Origin of the sequence: Micromonospora sp. NPDC002296 (assembly GCF_040296145.1) — a bacterium.
Classification (GTDB): Bacteria; Actinomycetota; Actinomycetes; order Mycobacteriales; family Micromonosporaceae; genus Micromonospora.
This window is the reverse complement of record NZ_JBEOWQ010000027.1, coordinates 52,503-78,435: the sequence shown is the minus strand read 5'-3', so window position 1 is coordinate 78,435 and position 25,933 is coordinate 52,503. Positions and strand designations below refer to the sequence as shown.

Annotated in this window: 23 protein-coding genes; 16 read left to right on the top strand and 7 right to left on the bottom strand. The window is 72.6% G+C overall.

Annotation, left to right across the window (positions count from 1 at the left end; translation table 11 throughout):
* Positions 1–5 precede the first annotated feature (5 nt).
* The 3 genes from ABT023_RS20575 to ABT023_RS20565 are packed head-to-tail and all read right to left on the bottom strand — an operon-like array spanning position 6 to position 3,109.
* Complete coding sequence (locus ABT023_RS20575; protein WP_502890732.1) at positions 6–1,304, bottom strand: DNA-processing protein DprA; 1,299 nt, start codon at positions 1,302–1,304, stop codon at positions 6–8.
* A complete protein-coding gene (locus tag ABT023_RS20570) occupies positions 1,214–2,734 on the bottom strand; it encodes a YifB family Mg chelatase-like AAA ATPase (protein WP_350887973.1) in 1,521 nt (506 codons plus the stop codon). The genes ABT023_RS20575 and ABT023_RS20570 overlap by 91 nt, the downstream gene beginning before the upstream one ends.
* A 15-nt stretch (positions 2,735–2,749) precedes the next feature.
* Positions 2,750–3,109 (bottom strand): YraN family protein, encoded by a 360-nt coding sequence (locus tag ABT023_RS20565; protein ID WP_350887971.1) that lies wholly within the window; start codon positions 3,107–3,109, stop codon positions 2,750–2,752.
* Positions 3,110–3,335: 226 nt separating this feature from the next.
* On the opposite strand from ABT023_RS20565, the gene ABT023_RS20560 reads away from it, so the two are divergent.
* The 8 genes from ABT023_RS20560 to ABT023_RS20525 all read left to right on the top strand — a co-directional run bounded on the left by ABT023_RS20560 (position 3,336) and on the right by ABT023_RS20525 (position 12,619).
* Positions 3,336–4,577, top strand: a complete 1,242-nt coding sequence (locus ABT023_RS20560; RefSeq protein WP_502890731.1) for a hypothetical protein — start codon at positions 3,336–3,338, stop codon at positions 4,575–4,577.
* Between the two features lie 204 nt (positions 4,578–4,781).
* Positions 4,782–5,714 (top strand): 30S ribosomal protein S2, encoded by a 933-nt coding sequence (gene rpsB / locus ABT023_RS20555; protein ID WP_350887968.1) that lies wholly within the window; start codon positions 4,782–4,784, stop codon positions 5,712–5,714.
* Between the two features lie 134 nt (positions 5,715–5,848).
* Positions 5,849–6,676 (top strand): translation elongation factor Ts, encoded by an 828-nt coding sequence (gene tsf, locus ABT023_RS20550; protein ID WP_350887966.1) that lies wholly within the window; start codon positions 5,849–5,851, stop codon positions 6,674–6,676.
* A 160-nt stretch (positions 6,677–6,836) separates the two neighbouring features.
* A complete protein-coding gene (pyrH, locus tag ABT023_RS20545) occupies positions 6,837–7,604 on the top strand; it encodes a UMP kinase (RefSeq protein ID WP_161687936.1) in 768 nt (255 codons plus the stop codon).
* A gap of 82 nt (positions 7,605–7,686) precedes the next feature.
* Entirely contained in the window at positions 7,687–8,244 is a 558-nt protein-coding gene (gene frr / locus ABT023_RS20540; protein WP_350887964.1) for a ribosome recycling factor, read from the top strand.
* A 370-nt stretch (positions 8,245–8,614) separates the two neighbouring features.
* A complete protein-coding gene (locus tag ABT023_RS20535) occupies positions 8,615–9,991 on the top strand; it encodes a phosphatidate cytidylyltransferase (protein WP_350887963.1) in 1,377 nt (458 codons plus the stop codon).
* 104 nt (positions 9,992–10,095) lie between these two features.
* The gene (gene rlmN, locus ABT023_RS20530; RefSeq protein WP_350887961.1) at positions 10,096–11,247 is read left to right on the top strand and encodes a dual-specificity RNA methyltransferase RlmN; all 1,152 of its coding nucleotides are present in this window, start codon (positions 10,096–10,098) and stop codon (positions 11,245–11,247) included.
* Between the two features lie 31 nt (positions 11,248–11,278).
* Positions 11,279–12,619 carry a DivIVA domain-containing protein gene (locus ABT023_RS20525; RefSeq protein WP_350887959.1) on the top strand — a complete coding sequence of 447 codons (1,341 nt, stop codon included), beginning with the start codon at positions 11,279–11,281 and terminating at the stop codon, positions 12,617–12,619.
* 108 nt (positions 12,620–12,727) lie between these two features.
* Here the strand turns inward: ABT023_RS20525 and ABT023_RS20520 are convergent, their stop codons facing one another.
* Entirely contained in the window at positions 12,728–12,949 is a 222-nt protein-coding gene (locus tag ABT023_RS20520) for a DUF2631 domain-containing protein (RefSeq protein WP_161687946.1), read from the bottom strand.
* A gap of 238 nt (positions 12,950–13,187) precedes the next feature.
* Between ABT023_RS20520 and ABT023_RS20515 the strand changes: the two genes are divergently transcribed.
* Complete coding sequence (locus ABT023_RS20515; RefSeq protein WP_350887957.1) at positions 13,188–14,750, top strand: Rieske 2Fe-2S domain-containing protein; 1,563 nt, start codon at positions 13,188–13,190, stop codon at positions 14,748–14,750.
* 67 nt (positions 14,751–14,817) lie between these two features.
* On the opposite strand, the gene ABT023_RS20510 is transcribed toward ABT023_RS20515, so the two are convergent.
* Positions 14,818–16,419: a phytoene desaturase family protein gene (locus ABT023_RS20510; protein ID WP_350887955.1), complete on the bottom strand. Its 1,602-nt coding sequence runs from the start codon at positions 16,417–16,419 to the stop codon at positions 14,818–14,820.
* Between the two features lie 245 nt (positions 16,420–16,664).
* On the opposite strand from ABT023_RS20510, the gene ABT023_RS20505 reads away from it, so the two are divergent.
* Positions 16,665–17,210 carry a GNAT family N-acetyltransferase gene (locus ABT023_RS20505; protein ID WP_350887954.1) on the top strand — a complete coding sequence of 182 codons (546 nt, stop codon included), beginning with the start codon at positions 16,665–16,667 and terminating at the stop codon, positions 17,208–17,210.
* A gap of 40 nt (positions 17,211–17,250) precedes the next feature.
* Positions 17,251–17,802, top strand: a complete 552-nt coding sequence (locus tag ABT023_RS20500; protein WP_350887953.1) for a hypothetical protein — start codon at positions 17,251–17,253, stop codon at positions 17,800–17,802.
* A gap of 454 nt (positions 17,803–18,256) precedes the next feature.
* Here ABT023_RS20500 and ABT023_RS20495 read toward each other — a convergent pair whose 3' ends face one another.
* Complete coding sequence (locus ABT023_RS20495) at positions 18,257–19,573, bottom strand: family 43 glycosylhydrolase (protein ID WP_350887952.1); 1,317 nt, start codon at positions 19,571–19,573, stop codon at positions 18,257–18,259.
* A 168-nt stretch (positions 19,574–19,741) separates the two neighbouring features.
* Between ABT023_RS20495 and ABT023_RS20490 the strand changes: the two genes are divergently transcribed.
* The 4 genes from ABT023_RS20490 to ispG all read left to right on the top strand — a co-directional run bounded on the left by ABT023_RS20490 (position 19,742) and on the right by ispG (position 24,091).
* Complete coding sequence (locus tag ABT023_RS20490; protein WP_350887951.1) at positions 19,742–20,383, top strand: Uma2 family endonuclease; 642 nt, start codon at positions 19,742–19,744, stop codon at positions 20,381–20,383.
* A 64-nt stretch (positions 20,384–20,447) separates the two neighbouring features.
* A complete protein-coding gene (dxr, locus tag ABT023_RS20485) occupies positions 20,448–21,659 on the top strand; it encodes a 1-deoxy-D-xylulose-5-phosphate reductoisomerase (protein ID WP_350887949.1) in 1,212 nt (403 codons plus the stop codon).
* On the top strand, positions 21,659–22,909 hold the full coding sequence (locus ABT023_RS20480) for a M50 family metallopeptidase (protein ID WP_350887947.1): 1,251 nt from the start codon (positions 21,659–21,661) through the stop codon (positions 22,907–22,909). Before dxr ends, ABT023_RS20480 begins: the two co-directional genes overlap by 1 nt.
* Positions 22,910–22,918: 9 nt before the next feature.
* Positions 22,919–24,091, top strand: coding sequence for a flavodoxin-dependent (E)-4-hydroxy-3-methylbut-2-enyl-diphosphate synthase (gene ispG / locus ABT023_RS20475; protein WP_350887946.1), 1,173 nt, complete (start codon positions 22,919–22,921; stop codon positions 24,089–24,091).
* Positions 24,092–24,209: 118 nt separating this feature from the next.
* Here ispG and ABT023_RS20470 read toward each other — a convergent pair whose 3' ends face one another.
* On the bottom strand, positions 24,210–24,812 hold the full coding sequence (locus tag ABT023_RS20470; protein WP_350887944.1) for a PadR family transcriptional regulator: 603 nt from the start codon (positions 24,810–24,812) through the stop codon (positions 24,210–24,212).
* A gap of 185 nt (positions 24,813–24,997) precedes the next feature.
* Here ABT023_RS20470 and ABT023_RS20465 point away from each other — a divergent pair, with 185 nt between their 5' ends.
* Positions 24,998–25,837, top strand: a complete 840-nt coding sequence (locus tag ABT023_RS20465; RefSeq protein ID WP_350887943.1) for a GNAT family N-acetyltransferase — start codon at positions 24,998–25,000, stop codon at positions 25,835–25,837.
* Positions 25,838–25,933: the final 96 nt, after the last annotated feature.

Below are 25,933 nucleotides of genomic sequence, written 5' to 3'. Positions count from 1 at the left end.
GGTCGTCACGGCGGGCCCGCGACGGAACCGGGGGCACCGGCCGGAGCGCTGGCCGGGCGGGCGACCAGCGCGTACCCGTCGTCGCGGCGGCGCACCATGCCCAGCTCCTCCAGCAGGGAGAGCTTGCGCAGGACGGTCCGCAGGTCCACGCCGGCGCGGGCGGCCAGCCGGTCCACGTCGACCGCTCCGCGCCGGGGCATCGACTCCAGCACCAGCGCCGCCTCGTCGTCGAGCAGGTCCCGGGGCTGTTGCGGGGCACGGGCCGGTGGTGCCAGGTCGGCGCCGATGCGGCCCACCTCCTCCAGCACGTGCGCCACGCCGGTGACCAGTCTCGCCGACGGCTGCTCGCGCAGCAGTTCGTGGGCACCCACCGACATGGCGGAGGTGACCGGGCCGGGTACCACCATCGGGCGCCGGCCGACCGCGAGGGCCCGGTTGAACGTCTGGGTCGCGCCGCTGCGCGCCGCCGCCTCCACCAGCACCGTGCCCAGCGTCGCCGCCGCGATCACCCGGTTGCGGATGAGGAACCGGGGACGGAACGGCTCGGCGCCCGGCATCCACTCGCTGACCAGCAGCCCGGTCTCGGCGATCCGGTCGAACAGGCCCGCGTTGCCCATCGGGTACGGCCGGTCGATCCCGCAGGCGAGCACCGCCACCGTCAGCCCGCCGGCGTTGAGCGCGCCCCGGTGCGCCGCGGCGTCGATGCCGAAGGCGCCCCCGGAGACCACCGTCCAGTCCCGGTCGGCCAGCCCGTAGCCGAGCTCGGTGGCCACGTGCAAGCCGTACCCCGTGGCGGCCCGGGCGCCGACCACCGCGACCGACCGGTCCAGCGCCTCCCGGAGCGGCCAGCCGCCGCGCGTCCAGAGGCAGAGCGGGGGAGCGGTCTCCCGGTCCACCCGCCGGGTGGCGCCCGGCAGGACCATCCGGCGCAGGTCCTCCACCCGGGCCGGCCACTCCCCGTCGTCGGGGGTGACGATCCGGGCACCCAACCGCTGCGTACGGGCCAGGGCGTCGGCCGCCACGGTCCGGGCGTCCCCCTCCCGGGACCGGGCCGTCACGGCGGCACGCAGCCACTCCTCGGGTGCCCCGCCGTCGAGCAGCAGGTCCAGCGCGTCCGCCGGGCCCAGCTCGTCGACCAGCCCGTGCACCGACCGGGTGCCGGGCTCGGCGAGCCAGGTCAACGCCACCCGGGCCAGCAGGTCCTCCTCGGTGTTCACGCCGCGTCCCCCGTCCTGAGCTGGATGGCCTCCCGGACGTCGTCGGAGTGCGGCCGGTCCCGCCCGTCGAGGTCGGCGACGGTCCACGCCATCCGGATGATCCGGTCGAAGCCGCGCGCCGACAGCGAGCCGGAGTCGAGCCGGCCGCGCAGCTCGCGGGTGTCCCGGTCGGGCAGCCGCCAGGGCGGACGGCGCAGCCGGGGACCGGGGACCTCCGCGTTGACCCGCCAGCCGGCGTCCGCCCAACGCTCGGCGGAGGCCCGGCGGGCGGCGGCCACCCGGGCCGCGACGGCGGCCGACGCCTCCTCGGTCATCGTGGCCTCCATCAACTCCACCGCCCGCAAGGGTGGCAGGGTGACCTGCACGTCGATCCGGTCCAGCAGCGGGCCGGAGAGCCGGCCGAGATAGCGCCGCCGGGCCAGTGGGGAGCACTCGCAGTAGGTGTCCCCGGCCGGCTTCGCGCAGGGGCAAGGGTTGGCGGCTAGCACCAGTTGCGTCCGGGCCGGGTACTCGGTGCCACCCCGGCTGCGGGCGAGCTGTACCCGGCCGTGCTCCAGCGGCTGACGCAGCGCTTCCAGCGAGCCCTTGCCGAACTCGGGCGCCTCGTCGAGGAAGAGCACCCCGCGGTGGGCGAGCGACACCGCACCGGGGCGGGCCAGCCCCGACCCGCCGCCGACCAGCGAGGCCACCGTCGCGGTGTGGTGCGGTGCCTGGAACGGCGGCCGGCGCAGCAGTCGGCCGCCGGCCGGCAGCAGCCCGGCGATCGAGTGCAGCGCGGTGACCTCCAGCGCCGCCTCGTCGTCCAGCTCGGGCAGGATGGACGGCAGCCGCTCGGCGAGCATCGTCTTGCCGGCCCCGGGCGGCCCGAACAGCGCCAGGTGGTGCCCGCCCGCGGCGGCCACCTCCAGGGCCCGCCGGCCGAGCGCCTGCCCGGCCACGTCGGCCAGGTCCGGCCCGTCGGGGCCGGCGGACGGCACCGGGGCGGGCGGCTCGATCAGCGGTGTGCCGTCCCGGACGAACTCGACCAACCGGTGGAGCGTGTCCACGGCGCGGACCCGGACGCCCGGGACGACCGCAGCCTCGGCCGCGTTGTCGGCCGGGACGATCACCCGCTCCAGGCCGGCCCGCGCTGCGGCGGCCACCATCGGCAGCACCCCACGCACCGGCCGGACGGTGCCGTCGAGACCCAGTTCGCCGAGGACCACCACCCGGTCCAGCGCCAGCAGCGGCAGCTCCCCGGAGCCGCCGAGCAGTGCCACGGCGATCGCCAGGTCGAAGGCCGAGCCGAACTTCGGCATCGTGGCCGGAAGCAGGTTGAGGGTGATCCGTCGGTTCGGCCACCGCTGGCCGGAGTTGACGACCGCGGCGCGGACCCGGTCGCGCGCCTCGTGCAGGGCGGTGTCGGGCAGTCCGGAGATCACCACGGCCGGCAACCCCGGCGCGAGGTCCGCCTCCACCTCCACCACGTGCCCGGCCACCCCGACCAGGCCGACGCAGAGCACCTTCGCGTAGCTCACGCCTGGCAGCCCATCTCAGAACGCACCCTTGAGGTGCTCGACCCGGGCCGCGCCCGCGTCGGGCAGCTCGACCGACAGCACGTCGAACCGCACCTCGTCAGCGGTGGTGCGGGTCTCCGCGAGCCAGCGGGCGGCCAGCCCCCGCAGCCGCCGCGCCTTCGCCGGCACGACCGCCTCGGCCGGCGTGCCGAAGTCGGCGGTGCGTCTCGTCTTCACCTCGCAGAAGGCGAGCACCGCGCCGTCCCAGGCGATGATGTCGATCTCGCCGGCCGGGCAGCGCCAGTTCTGGGCGACCGGGTGTAGCCCCGCCCCGATCAGGTGTCGGACGGCGCATCGCTCCCCGTACGCGCCGACCGCCTGGTTCCGCTTCGTCATGCGTCGCACCATGCCGGGCCCGGCAGCCCGCCGGGGGGAGCCTGTGGACGACGGGGCTGCTGTGGACGAGCGGACGATCATGCCCCCTGCGTGCTATGGACGGCCGTGCCGCCGGTGTCCGCGACGGGGGTGGGCGAGGAGGCGGCCCCGCGCGGTCCGGTGCCGTTCGGGAGGAAGCCGGCATCCGGATGGCGCGGGGGTACGACTGTCACATACGGTGCCCGTCGTGAACGCACGACGGAGCTTTCCCGATGATCAGGAGTCGAGCTGGTACCCCGGCGAGCGCGGGTACGGCGAGCCGGACTGGCGCCCGCCGGGCGACGACCGCTATCCAGCGGACGAGTTTCGCGTCTCGGACCAGCGCGGGGACACCGGTGAGCGACGCTATGACGAGCTGACAGACCCGCCCGTCGGCCGGTATGCCGAGGCCGGGCGGCACGGGGCGGACGACGCGTTCGGGCTCCCCGACACCGACACCGACAGTTACCGGCCGTCACGGTCGAGGCGGGCCGACGTCGGCTCGTTCGGGGTGTCGGTGGACGAGCTCGCTGCGGAGCGGGAGGCGCGCCGGGCGGCCCGGGCCGCCGAGAGCGGGCTGTCCGCCGGGTCGCGGGGCGCGGATCCCGCCCTGCCGGGCGGCCAGAGCTCCGGCGCGTTCCCGTCGCCTGCCGTCGAGCGCGCCGTCGAGTTTCCGCTGACCGTCGGCCAGCGGCCCAAGCCGGTCTCCGGCGCCCCGTACGACGCGGCCCCCCGGGAGACCCCGCCCGAGTCGGACCCGCTCGGCGTCGACCCGGTCGGGCGCAGGTCGGAACCCGGCCGCTCCGTGCCGCTCGGCAGCTACCCGATCGTCGACCCGAACCGCCCTATGGAGGCGGACCGCCCGGGCGGTCCGGACCGGGCTGCGGCCCCCGGCCCGGCGGCCGAGGCGGGGCGCTCGATCGAGGCGGGGCGCTCGATCGAAGCGGGGTACGGGGCCGAGGCGGGGCGCTCGGCCGAGACGGGACCGGCGGCCGGGACGGGACCGGCGGCCGGGACGCCGCACCCGCTGGAGATGCCGACCGGGCCGATGCCCTCCATGGCCGTCCGGCCGGATCTACCCCCGTCGGCCCTGGACCCGGCGTACGCCCCGGACGGGCTGCGCCGCCCCGGCCCGCCGCAGTCCGACGGCGTCTATCGGACCCGCCGCCCGGCGCTGGCGGTGTTGATCGCGCTGCTGGTGGTGATCTTCGAGGTCCCGGCCCTGCGGGTGCTGCGGCACGGCGTGCTCGGCGATCCGCTCTCCGCCGCCGACGTCGTGGTGGGCATCTTCCTGGTAGCCGGGCTGCCGATCTTCGGCGTCGGGCTCTACGGGCTGCGTACCGGCGGGCTCGCGCTCGCCGAAGGCAGCCGGGGCTGGCTGCGTCCGCCGACGGCATACCTCACGGTCGGCCTGGTGCTCTTCGTCGCGGCGGCCCTCGCCACCCGCTGACCGGAGGGCCGCGCAGAGGCGTACACTGGTCGACTGGCGACCGCCGCACGCGGTCGACCTCGCGCGCCCTCCCCACGCCTCGTCGTGGGGCGGCGGCCTCCCTGGTCCCGATCTTGGTCGGGCCCGCCATGGCCGGCGACCGGGCGCCAGGACGCCCGGCCGCCGGCCGGGCGGCACAACCAGGGATCACAAGGAGTACCCACCATGGCCGTCGTGACCATGCGTCAGCTGCTGGAGAGCGGTGTCCACTTCGGGCACCAGACCCGGCGCTGGAACCCGAAGATGAAGCGCTTCATCTTCACCGAGCGCAACGGTATCTACATCATCGACCTGCGCCAGACCCTCGACTACATCGAGAAGGCGTTCGAGTTCATCCGCAACACCGTCGCCGAGGGCGGCAGCATCCTCTTCGTCGGCACCAAGAAGCAGGCGCAGGAGGCCATCGCCGAGCAGGCGACCCGGGTCGGCCAGCCGTACGTGAACCACCGCTGGCTCGGTGGCATGCTGACCAACTTCCAGACGGTTTACAAGCGGCTGCAGCGGATGAAGGAGCTGGAGGCGCTGGGTGACCTGAGCGGCACCGCCGCCGGTTACACCAAGAAGGAGACCCTGCAGCTCTCCCGCGAGAAGATCAAGCTGACCCGTACCCTGGGTGGTCTGCGGGACATGCAGAAGCTTCCGGCCGCGGTCTGGATCGTCGACACCAAGAAGGAGCACATCGCCGTCGACGAGGCCCGCAAGCTGGGCATCCCGGTGATCGCGGTGCTCGACACCAACTGCGACCCGGACGAGGTCGACTTCCCGATCCCGGGCAACGACGACGCGATCCGCTCGGCCGAGCTGCTGACCAGGGTCGTGGCCGCCGCCGTCGCCGACGGCCTGATCGCCCGTTCGGGCCGTCGCCGGGGCGGCGACGAGAAGCCGGAGCCGGGCCAGGTCGGCACCGACGAGCCGCTGGCCGAGTGGGAGCGCGAGCTGCTCGAGGAGCCGAAGAAGGCCGACGAGCAGCCCGCGCAGCCGACCGAGCAGCCCGCGCAGCCGGCACAGTCGGCCGAGCAGCCGGCGCAGCCCGCCGAGCAGCCCGCGCAGCCGACCGAGCAGCCCGCCGAGCAGCCGGCGACCGCCGCCGCGGAGTGACCGCACCGCCGTTCCCCGCCGTCCGGGAAACCGGACGGCGGGGAACGGCAGGTACGCCGGGCACAGCCGGCCCGGATCCGGGTAACCGGGACCCTGAACATCCCACCCGCTGTCTCAAGACCGAAGAGAGAGTCATGTCCAACTTCACCGCCGCGGACGTCAAGAAGCTCCGCGACCTCACCGGCGCCGGCATGATGGACTCCAAGAAGGCGCTGACCGAGGCCGAGGGCGACTTCGACAAGGCCATCGAGATCCTGCGCGTCAAGGGCGCGAAGGATGTCGGCAAGCGGGCCGGCCGGACGGCCGCCAACGGCCTGGTCGCGCACTCGGGCAAGGCGCTGCTGGAGCTCAACTGCGAGACCGACTTCGTCGCCAAGAACGACGCCTTCATCGTGCTGGCCCAGCAGCTCGTCGAGCACGGCGAGGGCAGCGGCGCGAACACCGCCGAGGAACTGCTCGCCAGCACGATCGACGGCAAGCCGGTCGCCGACCTGATCCAGGAGCAGTCCGCCAAGATCGGCGAGAAGCTGGTGCTCAACCGCTTCGCCAAGCTGGACGGCACCGTCGCGGTCTACCTGCACCGCAAGAGCCAGGACCTGCCGCCGGCCGTCGGCGTGCTGGTGGAGTACGCCGGCAAGACCGACGAGGCCGGTGACGCCGACGCCCGTGGCGTGGCCATGCAGATCGCGGCGATGCGGCCGAAGTACCTGACCCGCGACGAGGTTCCGGCCGACGTCGTCGAGGCGGAGCGGCGGATCGCCGAGCAGACCGCCCGCGAGGAGAACAAGCCCGAGGCGGCGCTGCCGAAGATCATCGAGGGTCGGGTCAACGCCTTCTTCAAGGACTACGTCCTGGTCGAGCAGGCCTCGGTCGCCGACAACAAGAAGACCGTGAAGCAGTTGCTGGCCGACGCCGGCATCGAGGTGACCCGCTTCCTGCGGTTCGAGGTCGGCCAGGCCTGAGCCGCCGGTCGGGCGTGACGCGCCCGCGGGCAGGGAACGTCGACAGGGAGGCCGCTGGTGTACGTGACAGGCACCGCGGCCTCCCTGTCGCATAGGGTCAGCGACGGCAGGTACGCGGTAACCGGCGCACGTGTGGTGCGCGTGGGGAGGGACGGGGCGGATGACGCAGGTTGTTGGTGACCGGAGCCTGGAAGCGGATGATCCGACCGCCCCGCCGCCCGGCCGGGCCCGTCGGGTGGTGCTGAAGCTCTCCGGCGAGGTCTTCGGCGGCGGGGCGATCGGCGTCGACCCGGACGTCGTGCAGGCCATCGCCCGGCAGATCGCCACCGTGGTCCGCCGCGGCGTGCAGGTCTCGGTGGTGGTCGGCGGCGGCAACTTCTTCCGCGGCGCGGAGCTGCAGAAGCGCGGTATGGACCGGGCCCGCGCCGACTACATGGGCATGCTGGGCACCGTGATGAACTGCCTCGCCCTCCAGGACTTCCTGGAGAAGGAGGGCATCGAGACCCGGGTGCAGAGCGCGATCACGATGGCCCAGGTCGCCGAGCCGTACATCCCGCTACGCGCCATCCGGCACCTGGAGAAGGGCCGTGTGGTCATCTTCGGCGCCGGCGCGGGCATGCCGTACTTCTCCACCGACACCGTGGCCGCCCAGCGCGCGTTGGAGATCCGCGCCGATGTGGTCCTGATGAGCAAGAACGGCGTGGACGGCGTCTACTCCGCCGACCCCCGGATCGACCCGACCGCCAGCAAGTTCGACTCGATCACCTTCTCCGAGGTGCTGCGCCGCAACCTGCGGGTGGCCGATGCCGCCGCGTTCAGCCTCTGTATGGAGAACGGCCTGCCGATGCTGGTCTTCGGCGCGCAGGGCGAGGACACGATCATCCGTGCGGTGGGTGGCGACAAGATCGGCACCCTGATCACCGCCTGAGCGGCCGGCGGCCGGCGAGCGACGGTCCTCCGGAGACGACAGCACAGCCCACCACGAACACAAGAAGGAGGCGAGGAGACCGGTGATCGACGACACCCTCCTCGAGGCCGAGGAGAAGATGGAGCGTGCGATCGAGCACGCCAAGGAAGAGTTCGGCGCCATCCGCACCGGTCGCGCCAACGCCGCCATGTTCTCCAAGGTCATCATCGACTACTACGGCACCCCGACGCCGCTGCCCCAGATGGCGTCCATCGGGGTCCCCGAGCCCCGCATGGTGATCATCAAGCCGTACGACAACTCGCAGATCGGCGCCATGGAGAGGGCGATCCGCGACTCCGACCTCGGCCTCAACCCGAACAACGAGGGCAACCAGCTCCGCATCCTCGTCCCGCAGATGACCGAGGAGCGGCGCCGCGAGATGACCAAGGTCGCCCGGCACAAGGGCGAGGAGGCCAAGGTGGCCATCCGCAACATCCGCCGCAAGGGCAAGGAAGAGCTGGACCGGCTCGTCAAGGACGGCGAGGTCGGCGAGGACGACGGCCGCCGCGCCGAGAAGGACCTCGACGACCTGACCCAGAAGTACGTCGCAAGCGTCGACGAGTTGGTCAAGCACAAGGAGACCGAGCTCCTGGAGGTCTGACCCGTGACCGGCCGGGCCGGTCGCGTGACCTGCCGTGGCACCGGTGTGCCGTCGCCGTCTGGCGGCGGGACGCCGGTGCCTTCGTCGTCGCGGGCCGCTGCCGCCCTCTGTGGGCGGCCACCAGGCCACCACCCGGGCCTTCGCCGGGCGGGAAAGTCCGCGCACCGTCGCCGGCCGGCGACGGTGGCCCATCGTCCGCCCGGTCCGGGCGGCCGGTGCAGTAGGCTCGGCACGATTCCGACCACCACGCGGTGAACGGTCGGAATCGGCCGGCCGTCAGGCCGGTCAACCGGACGGAACTGTTGTTGTAGGGGATGGTCTTGGTCGTACGTCATGTGGTGAACCCCGTACCGCGTCCGTCCGGTGCGTGATGTCCCACCTCGACCCCTACCGCAGCGCCGAGCCTCGAGGCTGGGACCAGCCGGACGCCCCTGCCGTGCTTCCCTGGCCCGACCGTGACCTCGAACCAGGGCATTGGGCCCACAGCGCCGCCAGCGACGCGTACCCGCCCTCGGCCCCTGACACGCTCGGCGCCACCGCGACCGACCCGATCGCGCCGGCCGCGATCGGCACGTCCGAGCCCGAGGGCCGGGCCGGGTCGCGCCGGCCGGCACCGTTCGACGAGGACCTCACCGACCCGTACGGCGCCCGCCCGCTGCCCGGCGGCGACGAGCCGGTCTGGCCCGGCCTCCCCGAGGTCGGGGACCCGGGTGACGCCGACCGGGACCGCCCGGCCGGCCCCGGTCACCCCGCCTGGCCGGTCGACGAGCCCGTCGCCGGGCGCGAGTCGGCCCCGCCGCCGCACCGGCCGGGGGAGCCCTCCGCGACGGTGGCCGGCGGCGGCGCGGAGCCGGGGCCGCCCCGGGGCCGGCGGCAGCCCGGGCGTCGGCGGGCCAGCGCGGACCGCCCGCCCACCCAACAAAGCCCGCCCAGCCGCGCGGGACGCAACCTGCCCGCCGCGATCGGGGTGGGCATCGGTCTCGGCACGTCCGTGCTGGTGCCACTCTTCTTCTACCTGCCCGCCTTCCTGTTCGTGCTCGCCGCCGCCATCGCGATCGGCACCTGGGAGATGACCCGAGCTGTTCGCCGTGGCGGGGCCCATCCGCCCCTGGTGCCGCTGCTCACCGGCGGCGTGGTCACGGTCGGTCTGGCCTGGTTCGCCGGCCCGGACGCGCTCAGCCTCGGACTGCTGGTGACCGTGCTGGGCACGATGGTCTGGCGGCTGGGCGACGGCCCGGGCAACTACCAGCGCGACCTGACGGCGGCCACCCTGATCGCGGTCTACGTGCCGTTCCTCGGCGGGTTCGCGGCGATGCTCGCCGCAGCGCCCGGCGACGGGCACCTTCGGGTGCTGGTCACCCTGGTCGCGGTGGTGCTCTCCGACACCGGCGGGTACGCCGCCGGGGCCAACTTCGGCAAGCACCCGATGGCCCCCTCGATCAGTCCGAAGAAGTCCTGGGAGGGCTTCGCCGGGTCGGTCACCGCCGCCGCCCTCGGCAGCGCCCTGCTGATCTGGCTGCTGTTCGACGTGGCCCCATGGTGGGGTGCGCTGTTCGGGGTGGCCGTCTCCTGCGCGGCGGTCCTCGGCGACCTGGCGGAGTCAATGATCAAGCGGGATCTCGGCGTGAAGGACATGAGCAACCTGCTGCCTGGCCACGGTGGCCTGATGGACCGCCTTGACTCGATCCTGTTCGCGGTTCCCACCGCGTACCTGCTGCTGGCCGTGTTCGTGCCGGTGGTGGGCTGAGGCATGGATCACGCCGGGCACCCCGTGCCGACCGCCCGGTCGGGGGCGATTCGGCACCTCCGGCCAGGCGCGTCGTCCGTTCGGCGTGGGAGACTGGAAGCGCCATGACGAGCCTTCCGCTGATTCCCGTTGCCCCGGACGCCCCCGCCGCACGCCGCGCGGCCATGCCGCCCCGTCACCTCGCCGACCTCGACCTGGCCGGTCGGCAGGCGCTGGTCACCGAGCTGGGCGAGCCGGCGTTCCGCGCGAAGCAGATCTCCACCCACTACTTCGGCCGGCTGGTTCGCGACCCCGCGGGGATGACCGACCTGCCCGCCGCCACCCGGGATCGGCTGGCCGGCGCGCTGTTGCCCACCCTGCTCACCCCGGTTCGCGAGCTGGCCTGCGACGACGGGGCCACCCGCAAGGCGCTCTGGCGGCTGCACGACGGCTCGCTGGTGGAGAGCGTGCTGATGGGCTACCCGGACCGGGTCACCGTCTGCATCTCCAGCCAGGCCGGCTGCGGGATGGCCTGCCCGTTCTGCGCGACCGGCCAGGCCGGTCTGACCCGTAACCTCTCCACCGCCGAGATCGTCGACCAGGCGGTCTACCTGGCAGGCGTGGCCGCCTCCGGCGCGGTCGTCGGCTCCCCGTCACGGCTGTCCCACGTCGTGTTCATGGGGATGGGCGAGCCGCTGGCCAACTACTCGCGGGTGATCGCGGCGATCCGCCGGCTGGTCGCCCCCGCCCCGGACGGGCTCGGGTTGTCCCAGCGGCACATCACCGTCTCCACGGTCGGCCTGGTCCCGGCCATGCGCCGCCTGGCCAGCGAAGACCTGTCGGTGACCCTTGCGTTGTCCCTGCACGCGCCCGATGATGAGCTGCGCGACGAGCTCGTGCCGGTCAACCAGCGCTGGAAGGTGGCCGAGGTGCTGGACGCAGCGTGGGACTACGCCGCCCGGACGGGGCGCCGGGTGTCCATCGAGTACGCGATGATCAAAAATGTGAACGATCAGCCGTGGCGGGCCGACCTCCTCGGCCGGTTGCTGGCCGGCAAGCTGACCCACGTCAACCTCATTCCGCTCAACCCGACGCCGGGCAGCCGGTGGGACGCGAGTCCCAAGCCGGTCGAGCGGGAGTTCGTCCGGCGTCTGCGCGCCGCCGGGGTGTCCACGACGGTGCGGGACACCCGGGGGCGCGAGATCGACGGCGCCTGCGGGCAGCTCGCCGCGGCCGAGGACAACGACACCGACGCGCCGCAGGAGGCGACGGCGTGACCGGGCGTAGCGAACGAGACCAGGAGACATAGTGGCGAGTCAGGGTCAGCGTTTCCGGCGTAAGGCGCTCCGTCGGGGCTACAAGGTCGACGAGGTGGACGCCTTCCTGGACCGGGTCGAGGCGACGCTCGCCGGACAGCCGGTCGGCGCGCCCGTGGCCTCCCAGGAGGTCCACGACGTGGTCTTCCGGGTCCGCTTCAACGGCTACGACGAGTGGCAGGTCGACCTGCACCTCGACCGGGTCGAGCGGCAGCTGGCCGAGCTGGAGGAGCGCGGCGGCGTGGTCAGCCGTGGCACCGACTCCGGGATGTCCGACCGACTCGGCCCGTCGAACCGGATGGGCCCGCCGATGCGTGACGACCGCGGGCCCGTGCCGATGCGTGACGACCGTGGCCCGGTCCCGATGCATGACGACCGTGGCCTGCGTGACGACCGTGGGCCTGTGCCGATGCGTGACGACCGTGGGCCCGTGCCGATGCGTGACGACCGTGGCCCGGTCCCGATTCCTGGACACCGTGGCCCGGTGCCGATGCGTGATGACCGTGGGCCCGTCCCGATGCGTGACGACCGTGGACCCGTGCCGATGCGTGACGACCGTGGCCCCGCGCCCGTGCCGCCCCGACCGATGCCCGCGCAGGCCGGTCCGCCCGCCGACCGGTACGGCCGCTACGACGAGCCGAGCGGCGCCTTCGCCGCGGGTGGCTACGACGCCCCGCGCGGCGGGTACGACACCCCACGCGGCCCGGGTGGCCCGGGTGGCCCCGGCCCGATGGGCCCCGGCGTGGGCCCTGGCCCCGGTCCCGGCGTGCCTGGCCCGGGCGCGGGCCACGGCCACGGCGGCCCCCCGCCGCGGGGGCTGCCCGCCGGGACGGGTGGCTACGGCCCAGACGGCCGGTTCGACGGCTTCGAGGCGGGCCGGCACGGTCGGGCCGACATGACCGCCGAGATCCGGATGCCCGAGCGGGACCTGCGTGAGCTGCGCGGTCGCGGCCCGGCCGGGCCGCCGGCCCTGCCGCAGCAGCCGCCCGGTGGCCCGCCGATGGGCGGGCCGTCCCCGGTCGCCGGCCCGCCGGTGGGTGGCCCGCCGCCGATGGCCGGCCCGCCGATGGCCGGCCCCCCCGGCGGCGACCTCCACCGCGTGGACCAGATCCGCCGCAGCTTCCAGGTGCGCCGCTTCGGCAGCGGGTACGACCCGGAGCAGGTCGACCGGCTCTTCGACGGCATCCTCGGCGGCATGACCGGCCGCGGTCCGATGCCGGTCAACCCGAAGGACCTGGACACCCTGCGCTTCGGCCTGGTGCCTGGCGGCTACTTCGAGGCGGAGGTCGACGCGGCACTGAAGGATGTCCAGGACATCCTCTTCGGTCGCTGACCGGCAGCAGTCGGGTTCCGACGCCGACGTACGACGAGGGCCCGTCCCCTGCTCAGCAGGGTGACGGGCCCTCGGTGCCTGACGTGGTCGGCGGGCGGCCGGTCGTGGTCAGGAGCGCAGGCCGTTGCGCCGCAGCACCGCGTCGCCGATGACAACGGCCAGCAGCAGCACGGCCAGGCCGACCAGCCAGATGTCCTCGACCCTGCCTTCGTGGTTGCCGCACAGCATCGCCAGCAACGCCAGGGCGGAGAGCACCGCGCCGATCCGCCCCGCCTTCCGGTGCCCGGGCTTGTGCTGATCTGGCGACGTCACCGGCTCGCTTCCTGCCACTGTCGGTCCTTCCCTCGCGATTCGGATCTCCGGTTAGTCTGGCACGCCCCGCGCCTGTCCTCGTCCGGTGGGGGTTTCCGGGGGTGTGCGTCCGCCGTCGGGTCCCGTCCGCCGCCGGGTGTCGTCCGGCCCGGGCACACCGGGCCGGACGGCACTACCGGCGTCGCGGGGTGCCGACGACACTGCCTCCGGTAGCGTTCTGACGTATACCTTGATTGCCTGTTTGAGGGGGACTGCGGTGCGAGTGACCGGTACGGGACATGCCAGCATGCGGATCGACACGGCCGCGGGCAGCATCCTGTGCGACCCGTGGGTCAATCCCGCCTACTTCGCGTCCTGGTTCCCGTTCCCCGACAACTCCCTGCTCGACTGGGAGGCCCTCGGCCAGGTCGACTACCTGTACGTGTCGCACCTGCACCGGGACCACTTCGACGCGGCGCACCTCAAGCGGTACGTGTCGAAGGACGCGACCGTTCTGCTGCCCGAGTTCCCCACCTCGGAGATGGAGGACGAGCTGCGGGAGCTGGGCTTCACGAAGTTCCTCCGGGCGCCGAACGAGCAGGTCGTCGAACTCGACGGCGGTCTCAAGATCATGATCCAGGCGCTAACCAGCCCCACCGACGGCCCGATCGGCGACTCCTCCCTCTGGGTCGAGTACGACGGGGTCCGGCTGCTCAACCAGAACGACGCCCGCCCGACGGACCTGAGCGTCTTCACCGAGCTGGGCCACGTGCACGCGCACATGCTCCAGTTCTCGGGCGCGATCTGGTACCCGATGGTCTACGAGCTGCCGAAGGCAGCGAAGACCGCGTTCGGCAAGCAGAAGCGGGAGCGGCAGTTCGACCGCACCTGGCGCTACATCGCCGACCTGAAGGCCGACCACGTCTTCCCGATCGCCGGCCCGCCGTGCTTCCTCGACGACACGCTGTGGCAGTTCAACGACATCCACGGCGACGAGGGCAACATCTTCCCCGACCAGTCGGTGTTCCTGTCCGAGTACGCCAAGGTCGGCGGCACCAACGGCATCGTGCTGCTGCCCGGCAGCGTCGCCGAGGTCACCACCGACGGCGCGACGACCACCCACCCGGTGCCGATCGAGGAGTTCTTCGCGAACAAGGTCGCCCACCTGGAGGAGATGCGGGAGCGCAAGCGCGGCGTCATCGAGGCGGAGAAGGCGTCCTGGCGGCACCCCGAGGTCGACGTGCTGGCCGGGATGAAGCGCCGGATCGAGCCGCTGCTGGAGGAGTCGATCTACCTGGCCAAGGGCGTCGGTGGCCCCGTCCGCTTCGACCTCGTCGGCTACGACGGGGAGAGCGTCGAGTCGATCGTGGTGGACTTCCCGGGCAAGGAGGTGCGCCCGTACGCCGAGGAGAAGGTCCGCTACCGGTTCCGCACCGACCGGGCGCTGATCGAGCACCTGCTGCACATCGGCGAGGTGGACTGGGTCAACTCGCTCTTCCTGTCCTGCCGGTTCTCCGCCGCCCGGATCGGCCAGTACAACGAGTTCGTGTACGCATTCTTCAAGTGCCTGTCCACCGAGCGCCTCCAGTACGCCGAGGGCTGGTACGACGAGCACGAGCGGAGCACCGACGCCGAGGACGTCACCCTCGGCGACTGGGTGGTGCAGCGCCGCTGCCCGCACCTGAAGGCGGACCTGACCCGGTTCGGCATCGTCGAGGGCGACCAGCTCACCTGCCAGCTGCACGGCTGGAAGTTCGACCTGCCCAGCGGCCGCTGCCTGACCAGCGTCGGTCACAAGGTCCGCGCCCACCGGGCCACCGCCGAGACCCCGACCCCCTGACCCGCCATCGCCCCACCGCCCTACCCGTTCATGATCGACGGGGTGGGCGGGCGGTGGGGTGGACGGGTCAGCGGCCCAGGTCCGTGAGGATGCGGCGGGCGGCGTTGTGGCCCGCGGCGCCGATGACGCTGCCGGCCGGGTGGCAGCCGGCGCTGCCCGCGTACACGCCGTCGACGCCGGTGGCGTAGGGCATCCGGTCGGTGAAGGAGACCGTGTTGTCGACGTGGTGGATGTGGCCGCCGGTGATGCCGAAGTGGGCCTCGATGCCGGGCGGGGGGAGCGGGACGGCGTCGGCGATCAGGTCGGCGGTGCCGGGGGCGTACCGCTCGCAGATCTCCACCAGCCGTGACACGTACCCGGGCAGGGCCTCGTCCCAGGTGGTGCCGGCCAGCTCGTAGGGGACCGACTGGACGAACAGCGCCGAGGAGTGGTGGCCGGCGGCGTCGGACAGCGACGGGTCGACGGTGGTGTGCAGGTACCACTCGATGGTCGGCTCGTCGGGCAGCCGGCCGGCCTGGACGTCCGCCCACATCGCCCGCAGCGCCGCCATCGGCGGCTCGCCCCCGCCGCCGACCAGCGACGCCGAGCCGGGCAGCAGGTGGATGGTGGAGCCGAACGGGCTCGGCGCGTCCTCGGGCAGGCAGGAGAAGCGGGGCAGCCCGGTCAGCGCCAGGTTGAGCTTGAGGGTGGTGCCGGGGCGGCGGACCGCCGCCATCCGCTGCGCCAGCGGAGCCGGCAGCGCGCCGTCGGGCAGCAGGTCGATCAGCCGGTACGGGTCGCAGGCCCCGAGCACCACCCGGGCGGCCACCTCCCGGCCGTCGGCGAGGACCACTCCGCCGGCCGTGCCGCCGTCGAGGGTGATCGCGGCGACCGGCGTCCCGGTGAGGATGCGGGCCCCGGCGGCGCGGGCGGCGTCGGCGAAGGTGCGCGACACCGTCCCCATCCCGCCCTCAGCGATCATCCAGGTGCCGTCGGAGCCGGGCAGCCGGCACATGTTGTGCACGAGGAAGTTGTGTCCGGTGCCCGGGTCGTCCGGGCCGGCGTTCAGCCCGGACAGGCCGTCGGTGACCGCGTACATGCTGACCAGCAGCTCGGAGCGGAAGTCGAAGCGGGCCAGGTGGTCGGCGACCGAGCCGCGCACCAGGTCGACGAAGACCTGCCGCAGCTCGGGCCGGACGTGTCGCTCGGCGGTCTCCTCGACCGGCAACGGCTCGGCCAGCCAGGCGGGGGCCAGGTCGTCGCGCAGGGCCGACAGCTCGGCCTGCATGGCGTCGTCGGCGGCCACGTCGGCGGGGGAGAAGAACTCCGTGAGCTGCCGCCGGGTCGCCGCGTGGTCGCTGCCCATCAGCAGGTACGGCGATCCGGCGCCGCCCGGGGTGGGCAGGAAGTAGTGCGGGTCGCGGCGCAGCACCGGGATGCGCACGTCGAGCGTGGCGAGCAGCTCCGGCGGCATCAGCCCGAGCAGGTACGACCCGGTGGAGTGGCGCAGCCCCGGCACCTTCGGGAACGGGTTCTCGGTGCGGGTCGCCCCGCCGATCACGTCGGCGGCCTCCAGCACCAGCACGTCCAGCCCGGCACGGGCCAGCAGGATCGCCGAGACCAGGCCGTTGTGCCCGGACCCGACGATCACCACGTCGGCCCGGGTCGGCAGCTCGCCCGCCCCGCTCATGCGGCCATCTCCACGGCACTCGCTCCGCTCATGCGGCCATCACCGCTGCGCTCGCTCATGCTCGGGCAGCCTAGTGCCGCGCCGCTCCCGGCGGGAGGCCGTCGCCGGTCCCGTTCGGGCCCGTTGCCATCCGCTGCCCATCGCGGCTTCTTTCCCCGTACCGCCCCGCGTCACTCACGACAGCGCAGGCCGCGCAGGTCGGCCGTCACCGGCCGGGCCGTGCGCCGCTCACTAGGCTCGCCGCCATGGGAATCCTCACCACGGAACGCCTGGTCCTGCGGGACTGGACCGCCGACCCGGACGACCTGGCCCGGATCTTCGACATCTACTCCCGGCCCGAGGTCGCCCGTTGGCTGAACGCGCCCGGCCTGCCGCTCACCGACCCGGCACAGGCGGCCGTCCGGCTCGCGACGTGGCGGGAGCGGCACGCGGGCCACGGCGACCGGTACGGAACCTGGGCGATCGAGGTCTGCGACACCGGCGTGGTGGTCGGCACGGCGCTGCTCAAGCCGCTGCCCGGCCGGGACGAGGGTGCGCTGACGGAGGACATCGAGGTGGGCTGGCACCTGCACCCCGAGGAGTGGGGCCACGGGTACGCCACCGAGGCGGCCCGGTCGCTGGTGGCCCGGGAGTTGGCGACCGGCACCCCGCAGGTCTGGGCGGTCGTGTCGCCGGGCAACGCCGCGTCGATGGCGGTGGCCCGCCGGCTCGGCATGACCCACGTGGGCCGCCGCACGGACTGGTACGGCGGCGGGGAGGTGGAGGCCTTCGTGCTCCGCCCCCGCGCCTGAGATGGTGCCGGGTGGGCAGACGCCCGTCCGGCAGGTTTCGATGGTCGAGGGTCAACGGTCGCAGCGGATCACCCGGACCGCCGAGCACCCGGTGAAGCCCCCGTGTCAGGCGGCTCCGAATCAAAGTGCTTTATTCCTCAACTTCTTGGTGGTAATGTTATCGATCAATCAACTGGCCCTCCCGGAAAGAGGCCCCGCGCTGCTCAAGTCCATTGCCCTTACTGCATCCGTGGCAGGCCTGCTGGCCACCGCCCCCGCCGCATCGGCGGCAGTTCACGAAACCTCCGATGAGTTATGGCCGCCCGGAAACTGCCAGCAGGGCACGTTCTGTGTCTGGCCCAACTGGGCTTACCCGGAGCCCGCCCCCGTGGAGTTTCCGTCTCTTGTGACCAACAGCGAGTGGTCCGGCAGCGTCCCGGCGTTGACCTACTACAACTACACATCCCGAAACGTCGACATGGAATTCGTCTATACGTGGCCCGACGGGTCGACGACCACCCGCACAACGTGCGTTCCCCGTGGCGGCAACATCTTCTACATGCCGATGGCCGTAACGAGACTGAGCTGGCACGAGGGCTCCTGCTCAGCCTGAGCGTGGCCTCGACCTTATGGACGGCCTGACTTGTCCAGGGCCCCATCGACGGCTAGTGCCTCGTCATGCAGCCTTGCACGGGTAATACGTGCTCCGTGGGCGGTGGTGGTGGCCGAGGTGGTTCGTGGTCAAGGGGTCGCACGGCGACGCTTTGGAGCTGAGTCGTTTGTGGCATCAGGTGGCGTCTCGGCCGTGGTGGCGCCAGCCGACCACTGATCCGTCTACGACATCAGCTTCAAAGCGTCTCGCGGGCGGATCCTCCGCCGGTACCCGAGCGGATCCCGAGGTGACTGCGGATCCATCCGGGTGGCGGATCCTGGATTCGGTGGCGAATCCGCCGATCGGTGTCCTGCTCCGTGTGAGTGCGGTGGTGGTCGGTGGCGTTGAGGGCGAAGTAGCCCACGGCGGCGACGAGCCGTACCGCACGCGGGTAGCGGCGGCCCGAGGGCTGCCGCTACGCCACCTCGACGAAGTCGAGTTCCGCCCAGCGGCTCAGGTGGGTGAACCGCAGCGTGTTGTAGCCCGCGTTGAGCGTGACGTCGACGCCCACCTGCCGCCAGACATCCCAGCCCGTGTTGGGGTAGTTGACGACCTTCGGGTTAGCGCCGTTGACGGTCAGCGTGTGCTGGGCGTCGCCGTATCCGGCGGCGTAGGCGACGTTAGCGCGGTAGCTGCCCGCCCGGGGCGCGAAGACGGTCACCTCGACCCAGCTGTCCGCGTAGTCCATGTACGCCACGACCTGCCCCTGCGACGTGTTCGGGGCGGCGCGGACCGCGCAGTGGTTGAGCGTGCCGCGCTCGGTCTCGTACCGCACGCGGCTGCCCCGCACCACCGGGTACCCGCCGGTCCAGCCCAGCGCCGCCACGTACATGCCGCGCGCCGAGTAGTTGTTGATCCAGCCGTGGAACACGATGTGGTCGCCGCCCGCCTCGCGGACCACGTCCGCGCCGCCCGGCCCGCGCACCGCCGAGTCCAGCGACGCCGTGGTCAGCAGCGAGCGGTACGCCTTCGTGTACGGGCCGGTGAGCGAGGTCGACGTGGCGTAGCTGGTCTGGTAGCCGTCGCCGCCGTAGCCGCCGAGGGAGTAGAACAGCACGTACTGCGCGCCGACCTTGGTCAGTGCCGGCGCCTCGATGATGCCGGCCTCCTCGGCGCGTCCGCTGCGCAGCAGCTCGACCCGGCCGCCCTGGACGGTGACGCCGTCGGCGGCGACCTGTTGCAGCCAGAGGCTCGTGGGCTGGCCGATGGCGTTGCCGTCGTCCTTGTAGAGCAGGTAGCGCAGCCCGGTGCTGTCGGTGAAGCTCGCCGCGTCGATGTCGCCGCCCTCGCCGGCGTTGCAGACCAGCGGCTGGGTGCCGACGGAGGCGAACGGGCCCAGCGGCGAGGTGGCCAGGGCGGCGCCGAGGCACTGCCGGCCGGTGGCCCGGCTGCGGGCGGTGTAGTAGAGCAGGTACCGCCCGTCGGCCCGCTGGGACACGTCGGGTGCCCAGGTCAGGCCCCCGTTGGCCCACGCGCCGAGGGTCGGCATCGCGTCGGTCCGCCTGGTCCACGGGCCGGTCAGCGAGCTTGCCGTGGCGACCGGGACGTTGCCGTTGCCGTTGTTCGTCGAGTACGCGTAGTAGGTGCTGCCGAACTTGACGACGTCGGGGTCGGGGAAGTCGCTGGCGATGACGAGCGACGGTGTGGCAGTGGCCGCCTGGGCCACTCCCGGGCTGACGAGTAGTGGGCCGGCGACCAACACGGCCGCGAGCCAGACGAGAGCTTTCCGCATGGCGGAATTTAACCACAGTCGTCGATGTCTTGAATGATTTCTTCCAGGTAGGTGCTGCCGGCGCCGATCGTCGGCGTCGGCGTCGGACAGAGTGTGCGATGCCATGCGGCGAGGGCTGCGGCGACTAGGCTGGCCTGAGCAGAATGTCCCGCTGAGGGGGTGAGCCCGATGGCCCAGGCGGCCTTCGCGCCCGAGCCGGCGCCCGACCATGCCGAGCCGGCGCAGCAGCCCACCGAGCCGTCGTTCGACGTGCTGCGGTGGCACGACGAGCCGTGGACCGCCCAGCTCGCCCTCGACCTGTTGCCGGAGACCAACGGCCCCAAGGTTGAGGTCCTGAGCGGAAGCGTGATCGTGACACCACATGCAGGAGTCGACCATCAGTCGGTCGAGCGGGAGTTGCCGTACCTACTCCACCGTGCCGCACGGCGGGTCGGACTATGGGTCTACCCCGAAATTAACATTCTCTCGGGCGAGGACCTGTTCATTCCGGACATCGCTGTGTTGACCAGTCCCGGTGGCGGCCGGACGACGATGAAGATCAGCGACGCGGTCCTGCTCGGGGAGATCGTGTCGCCGGGCAACCGGCGCAAGGACGTGATCGACCGGCCCCGGGAGTACGCCGCCGCCGGAGTGCCCTTCTTCCTCCGCGTCGACCTGCGCAACCGGGTGCCCACGCTGGCGCTGTTCGAGCTGCTCGAGGGGGAGTACCGGCCGCTGGCGGCCGCTGCGGCGGGCACCACCTTCGTGATGACACGACCCTTCGAGTTTTCCGTCGACCCAGCCGACCTCCTCGACGATGAGGCACCCTGACGGTGACCCGGGGGTGGGTGAGGCTCCCAGCGGGCACACAGCGGTGGTGGGGAAGAATGGCCGGGTGACTTCCCCCCGAGACCTCGTCCTGCTCGGTTCCACCGGTTCGATCGGCACCCAGGCCATCGACATCGTCCGGCGCAACCCCGACCGGTTCCGGGTGGTGGCGCTCGGTGCCGGGGGCGGCAACGTCGAGCTGCTCGCCGCCCAGGCCCTCGAACTGCGCGTCGACGCGGTCGGGGTGGCGAAGGCGTCCGCCGCGCAGGACCTCCAACTCGCCTTCTACGCCGAGGCGAGCCGGCGCGGCTGGTCCAGCGGCGACTTCAAGCTGCCCAAGATCGTGGCCGGCCCGGACGCGATGACCGAGCTGGCCCAGTGGCCCTGCGACGTGGTGCTCAACGGCGTGGTCGGCTCGCTCGGGCTCGCGCCGACGCTGGCCGCGCTGCGCTCCGGTCGTACCCTCGCCCTGGCCAACAAGGAGTCCCTCGTCGCCGGCGGCCCGCTGGTCAAGGCTGCGGTGACGCGGCCCGGGCAGATCGTCCCGGTCGACTCGGAGCACTCGGCGCTGGCGCAGTGCCTGCGCTCCGGATCGCGCCCCGAGGTGCGGCGGCTGATCGTCACCGCCAGCGGCGGTCCCTTCCGAGGCAAGCGGCGCGACGAGTTGACGCAGGTCACGCCCGAGCAGGCCCTCGCCCACCCGACCTGGAACATGGGGCCGGTGGTCACGATCAACTCGGCCACGATGGTCAACAAGGCCCTCGAGGTGATCGAGGCGCACGAGCTGTTCGACGTGCCGTACGCCGACATCACCGTGACGGTGCACCCCCAGTCGGTGATCCACTCGATGGTCGAGTTCGTCGACGGCTCCACGATCGCCCAGGCCAGCCCGCCGGACATGCGGCTGCCCATCGCGCTCGGCCTCGGCTGGCCCGACCGGGTGCCCGACGCCGCCGCCGCCGTCGACTGGACGACGGCCCACACCTGGGAGTTCGCCCCGCTGGACGACGAGGCGTTCCCGGCGGTGGCGCTGGCCAAGGCCGCCGGAGAGGCCGGGCGCTGCCGCCCGGCGATCTACAACGCGGCCAACGAGGAGTGCGTGGCGGCGTTCGTCGCCGGCCGGTTGCCGTTCCTCGGCATCGTGGACACCCTCCGGCGGGTGTTGGAGGACACACCCGATTTCGCCGAACCAGGTACCGTCGAGGACGTGCTCGCCGCCGAGTCGTGGGCACGCGCGCACGCGCAGGAGATCATTGTGGCGTCGGTGGAAGGATCTTGATGGCGTACCTGCTCGGGGTGGTGCTCTTCGCCCTGGCCATCCTCGTCTCGGTCAGCCTGCACGAGGCGGGACACATGCTCACCGCCAAGGCGTTCGGGATGAAGGTCACCCGCTACTTCGTCGGCTTCGGCCCCACCCTCTGGTCGGTCAAGCGCGGCGAGACCGAGTACGGCGTCAAGGGCATCCCGCTCGGCGGCTTCTGCAAGATCGTCGGCATGACGCCGCAGGACGACGACGTCGACCCGGCCGACCAGCCCCGGGCGATGTGGCGCTACCCGGTCTGGAAGCGGACCATCGTGATGTCCGCCGGCTCCGTCACCCACTTCGCGCTCGCACTCGTGGCGACCTGGATCGTCGCGATGTCCGCCGGCCTGCCCAACCCCGACTTCCCGACCACCGACGCCGAGGCCCGCCAGGAGCCCGCGGTGATCGCCCTGGCCAAGTGCGTGGTGCCGGAGAACACCGTCCGGGAATGCGCGGTCGCCGACCCGGCCAGCCCCGCCGCTGCGGCCAACCTGCGCGACGGCGACCGGATCACCTCGATCAACGGCACCCCGGTCAACAACTACGGCGATCTGCTGGTCGCGCTGCGGGCCACCAAGCCCGGCGACAAGGCCGAGATCGGGTACGTCCGTGACGGCCGGCCAAGCGCCACGAGCACCGTGCTCGCCCAGACCCAGCGCCCGCCGCTGGACGACCCGAAGGGCCAGGTCGGCCCGGTGTCCGCGCTCGGCATCGGCCTCCAGTTCAGCACCCCGACCCGGGTCGAGTACGGGCCGGTGTCCGCGCTCGGTGGCACCGCCCGGTTCACCGGCGACATGGCCGTCGGCACGTACGAGGCCATGAAGCGCATCCCGCAGAAGGTGCCCGCCCTCTGGACGGCGATCACCGGCGGCGAGCGGGACATGGACACCCCGATCAGCGTGGTCGGCGCGAGCCGGCTCGGCGGCGAGGCAGTGGAGAACAACGCCTGGCTGATCTTCTTCATGCTGTTCATCTCGCTGAACTTCTTCATCGGCGTGTTCAACCTGCTGCCGCTGCTCCCGCTCGACGGCGGGCACATCGCGATCGCCTGGTTCGAGCGGGCCCGGTCCTGGGTCTTCGCCCGCTTCGGCAAGCCGGACCCGGGCCGCGTCGACTACCTCAAGCTCATGCCCATCACGTACGCGGTGATCCTGATCGGCGGCGCGTTCACGCTGCTGACCATCACCGCGGACGTCGTCAACCCCATCACGCTCTTCTCAAGGTGAGTGCCTGAAGTGACCGCAGTCAGTCTCGGTATGCCCGCCGCGCCGCCCCCGGCGCTCGCCCCCCGGCGGCTCAGCCGCCAGATCATGGTCGGCTCCGTGCCCGTCGGTGGGGGTGCGCCCGTGTCGGTGCAGTCGATGACCACCACCCTCACCTCCGACGTCAACGCCACCCTCCAGCAGATCGCCGAGCTGACCGCGTCCGGGTGCCAGATCGTCCGGGTGGCCGTGCCGAGCCAGGACGACGTCGAGGCGCTGCCGGCGATCGCCCGTAAGTCGCAGATCCCGGTCATCGCCGACATCCACTTCCAGCCCAAGTACGTCTTCGCCGCGATCGACGCCGGCTGCGCCGCCGTGCGGGTGAACCCGGGCAACATCCGGCAGTTCGACGACAAGGTGAAGGAGATCGCCAGGGCGGCCGGCGACGCCGGGGTGCCGATCCGGATCGGGGTGAACGCCGGCTCGCTGGACAAGCGGCTGCTCGCCAAGTACGGCAGGGCCACCGCCGAGGCGCTGGTCGAGTCGGCGCTGTGGGAGTGCTCGTTGTTCGAGGAGCACGGGTTCCGGGACATCAAGATCTCGGTGAAGCACAACGACCCGGTGGTGATGATCCGGGCGTACCGGCAGCTCGCCGAGAAGTGCGACTACCCGCTGCACCTCGGCGTGACCGAGGCCGGTCCGGCGTTCCAGGGAACCATCAAGTCGGCGGTCGCCTTCGGCGCGCTGCTGGCCGAGGGGATCGGCGACACGATCCGGGTCTCGCTGTCGGCCCCGCCGGTGGAGGAGATCAAGGTCGGCAACCAGATCCTGGAGTCGCTGGGGCTGCGCGAGCGGGGCCTGGAGATCGTCTCCTGCCCGTCCTGCGGCCGGGCGCAGGTCGACGTCTACAAGCTGGCCGAGGAGGTCACGGCCGGCCTGGAAGGGCTGCCGGTGCCGCTGCGGGTGGCCGTGATGGGCTGCGTCGTCAACGGCCCGGGCGAGGCCCGCGAGGCTGACCTCGGCGTCGCCTCCGGCAACGGCAAGGGGCAGATCTTCGTCAAGGGCAAGGTCGTCAAGACCGTCCCGGAGGCGCAGATCGTGGAGACCCTGATCTTCGAGGCGCTCCGAATCGCCGACGAGATGGGCGCGGAACTCCCCGAAGAGCTCCGGAACATGGTCCCAGGAGCCACGGTCACGGTCCACTGACCCACCCACCCGGGCACGTCGCGCCCGGTGGGCAGATCCAAGGAAAGAGTGGCCATTCCCCGCGGAATGGCCACTCTTTTCCTTGAATCTGTGCGGGAGCGGGTGGAGGCGGGGTGGGTCAGTCGGATTCGGCGAGGATGGCGTAGAGCTTGCGGCGGGTTTCGGCGAGCACCTGGGCGGCCCGTTCCCGCTGGTCGTCGGTGCCGGTCGTCATCACCTGGCGCAGCGCCTGCATCGCCTGGTTGCCGGCGTCGCGGATGTCGTGCCAACTGTTGACCGTGTCCTCGGCGAACTCGCCCCACGGTGGGGCCTGTGCCGCCTCGCCGGCCTCGGCGCGGCCCGCCTCGGTGACCGTGAACCGCTTCCGACCGCCGCCGGCCTCCTCGGTCGCGACGGTGACGACGCCCTCGTCCTCCAGGAGTTGGAGCGTCGGGTAGATCGACCCGGGGCTGGGCCGCCAGGCCCCGCCGGTGCGGGAGTCGATCTCCTGGATCATCTCGTACCCGTGCATCGGCCGCTCGGTGAGCAGGGCCAGCACGGCGGCCCGCACGTTGGGCCGGCGTCCCCGGCCGCGTCCCCGGTGACCGCCCCGGCCGCCGCCGTGCCCGTGCGGGCCGGGTGGGAACGGCGGCCCGGGGGGGCCGGGCGGGACCGGCGGGAAGCCGAAGCCGCGCATCCGGGCCTCGTGCTCGTGTAGGTGCATCCGGTGGTGGAAACCCATCAGGGTTCTCCCTTCATGTTCTGCCGCTGATGCATCAACGATATATCGCCAACGTGTCGGCGACAAGGTTCCGTGCTGTCGGACGTGCGTCGGGGCCGGCCCCGGCTCGACGTCCGGCGTACCCGTCCCGGTGGGCTCGGCACTCGGCCGGCGAGGCGGCGGGGCGATCTGGCAGGCTGGTAACCGTGCTGACGGTGCCGGTACGGCAATTGGGGGAATCGGAGCGCCGCGCGGTCGAGCGGCTGCTCGACCTCGACCCGTTCGCGGGAGCGCAGGTCGCCGAGCGGGTCGCCGCGCGGGGGCTGGCCTGGTGGCGGGCCGAGGGGCGGATCCTGGGGTACGGCGCGCGCCGCAGCCTGGAGTCGATCTGCTGGCTCGGCGGCAACCTCACACCGGTGCTCGCCTCGGAGACCGCCGTCGCCGCCTACGCCGAACTGCTCGCCGCCGAGGACCGGCTCTGCTCCTCGATCGTCGGCCGGGCGGACGCGGTGCTCGGGCTGTGGGACCGGCTCTGCGGGCACTGGGGGCCGGCCCGGGACGTCCGCCCCAACCAGCCGCTGCTGGCCGCCGACGCGCTGCCGTCGGTGGTCGTGGACCCCGAGGTGCGACTGGTGCGCGCCAACGAGATCGACCGGCTCTTCCCGGCGGCCGTGGCCATGTACACCGAGGAGGTGGGCGTCTCGCCGTTGGCCGAGGACGGCGGGCACGGCTACCGGCGGCGGGTCACCGACCTGGTCCGGGCCGGTCGGGCGTACGCCCGGTTCGTCGACGGCCAGGTGGTGTTCAAGGCCGAGCTGGCGGTGGTGACCCGGCGTACCGCGCAGGTCCAGGGGGTCTGGGTGTCGCCTGAGTGGCGCGGCCGGGGGCTCGCCACGGCGGCGATGGCGGCGGTGACCCGGGACGCGCTGCTGCGGGTCGCCCCGACGGTCAGCCTGTACGTCAACGACTTCAACCTGCCCGCCCGCCGCGTCTACGAGCGGTGCGGCTTCCGCCCCGTCGGCACCCTCGCCACCGTCCTGTTCTGAGTGTGCGGGGAAGCTCTCCCCGTTGACACCCGCGCCTCACCGGACTCCGGGCTCCCCCTCCGGCGGTCCTCCGGCGTCCCGGGCATGGCCCGGCGG

Excerpts from the sequence above, each read along its gene's own strand:
- ABT023_RS20565 (WP_350887971.1), bottom strand. The coding sequence starts at position 3,109 with ATGACGAAGCGGAACCAGGCGGTCGGCGCGTACGGGGAGCGATGCGCC.
- rpsB (WP_350887968.1), top strand. The coding sequence starts at position 4,782 with ATGGCCGTCGTGACCATGCGTCAGCTGCTGGAGAGCGGTGTCCACTTC.
- tsf (WP_350887966.1), top strand. The coding sequence starts at position 5,849 with ATGTCCAACTTCACCGCCGCGGACGTCAAGAAGCTCCGCGACCTCACC.
- pyrH (WP_161687936.1), top strand. The coding sequence starts at position 6,837 with ATGACGCAGGTTGTTGGTGACCGGAGCCTGGAAGCGGATGATCCGACC.
- ABT023_RS20535 (WP_350887963.1), top strand. The coding sequence starts at position 8,615 with ATGTCCCACCTCGACCCCTACCGCAGCGCCGAGCCTCGAGGCTGGGAC.
- rlmN (WP_350887961.1), top strand. The coding sequence starts at position 10,096 with ATGACGAGCCTTCCGCTGATTCCCGTTGCCCCGGACGCCCCCGCCGCA.
- ABT023_RS20510 (WP_350887955.1), bottom strand. The coding sequence starts at position 16,419 with ATGAGCGGGGCGGGCGAGCTGCCGACCCGGGCCGACGTGGTGATCGTC.
- ABT023_RS20505 (WP_350887954.1), top strand. The coding sequence starts at position 16,665 with ATGGGAATCCTCACCACGGAACGCCTGGTCCTGCGGGACTGGACCGCC.
- ABT023_RS20500 (WP_350887953.1), top strand. The coding sequence starts at position 17,251 with ATGGTCGAGGGTCAACGGTCGCAGCGGATCACCCGGACCGCCGAGCAC.
- ABT023_RS20495 (WP_350887952.1), bottom strand. The coding sequence starts at position 19,573 with ATGCGGAAAGCTCTCGTCTGGCTCGCGGCCGTGTTGGTCGCCGGCCCA.
- ABT023_RS20490 (WP_350887951.1), top strand. The coding sequence starts at position 19,742 with ATGGCCCAGGCGGCCTTCGCGCCCGAGCCGGCGCCCGACCATGCCGAG.
- ABT023_RS20480 (WP_350887947.1), top strand. The coding sequence starts at position 21,659 with ATGGCGTACCTGCTCGGGGTGGTGCTCTTCGCCCTGGCCATCCTCGTC.
- ABT023_RS20470 (WP_350887944.1), bottom strand. The coding sequence starts at position 24,812 with ATGGGTTTCCACCACCGGATGCACCTACACGAGCACGAGGCCCGGATG.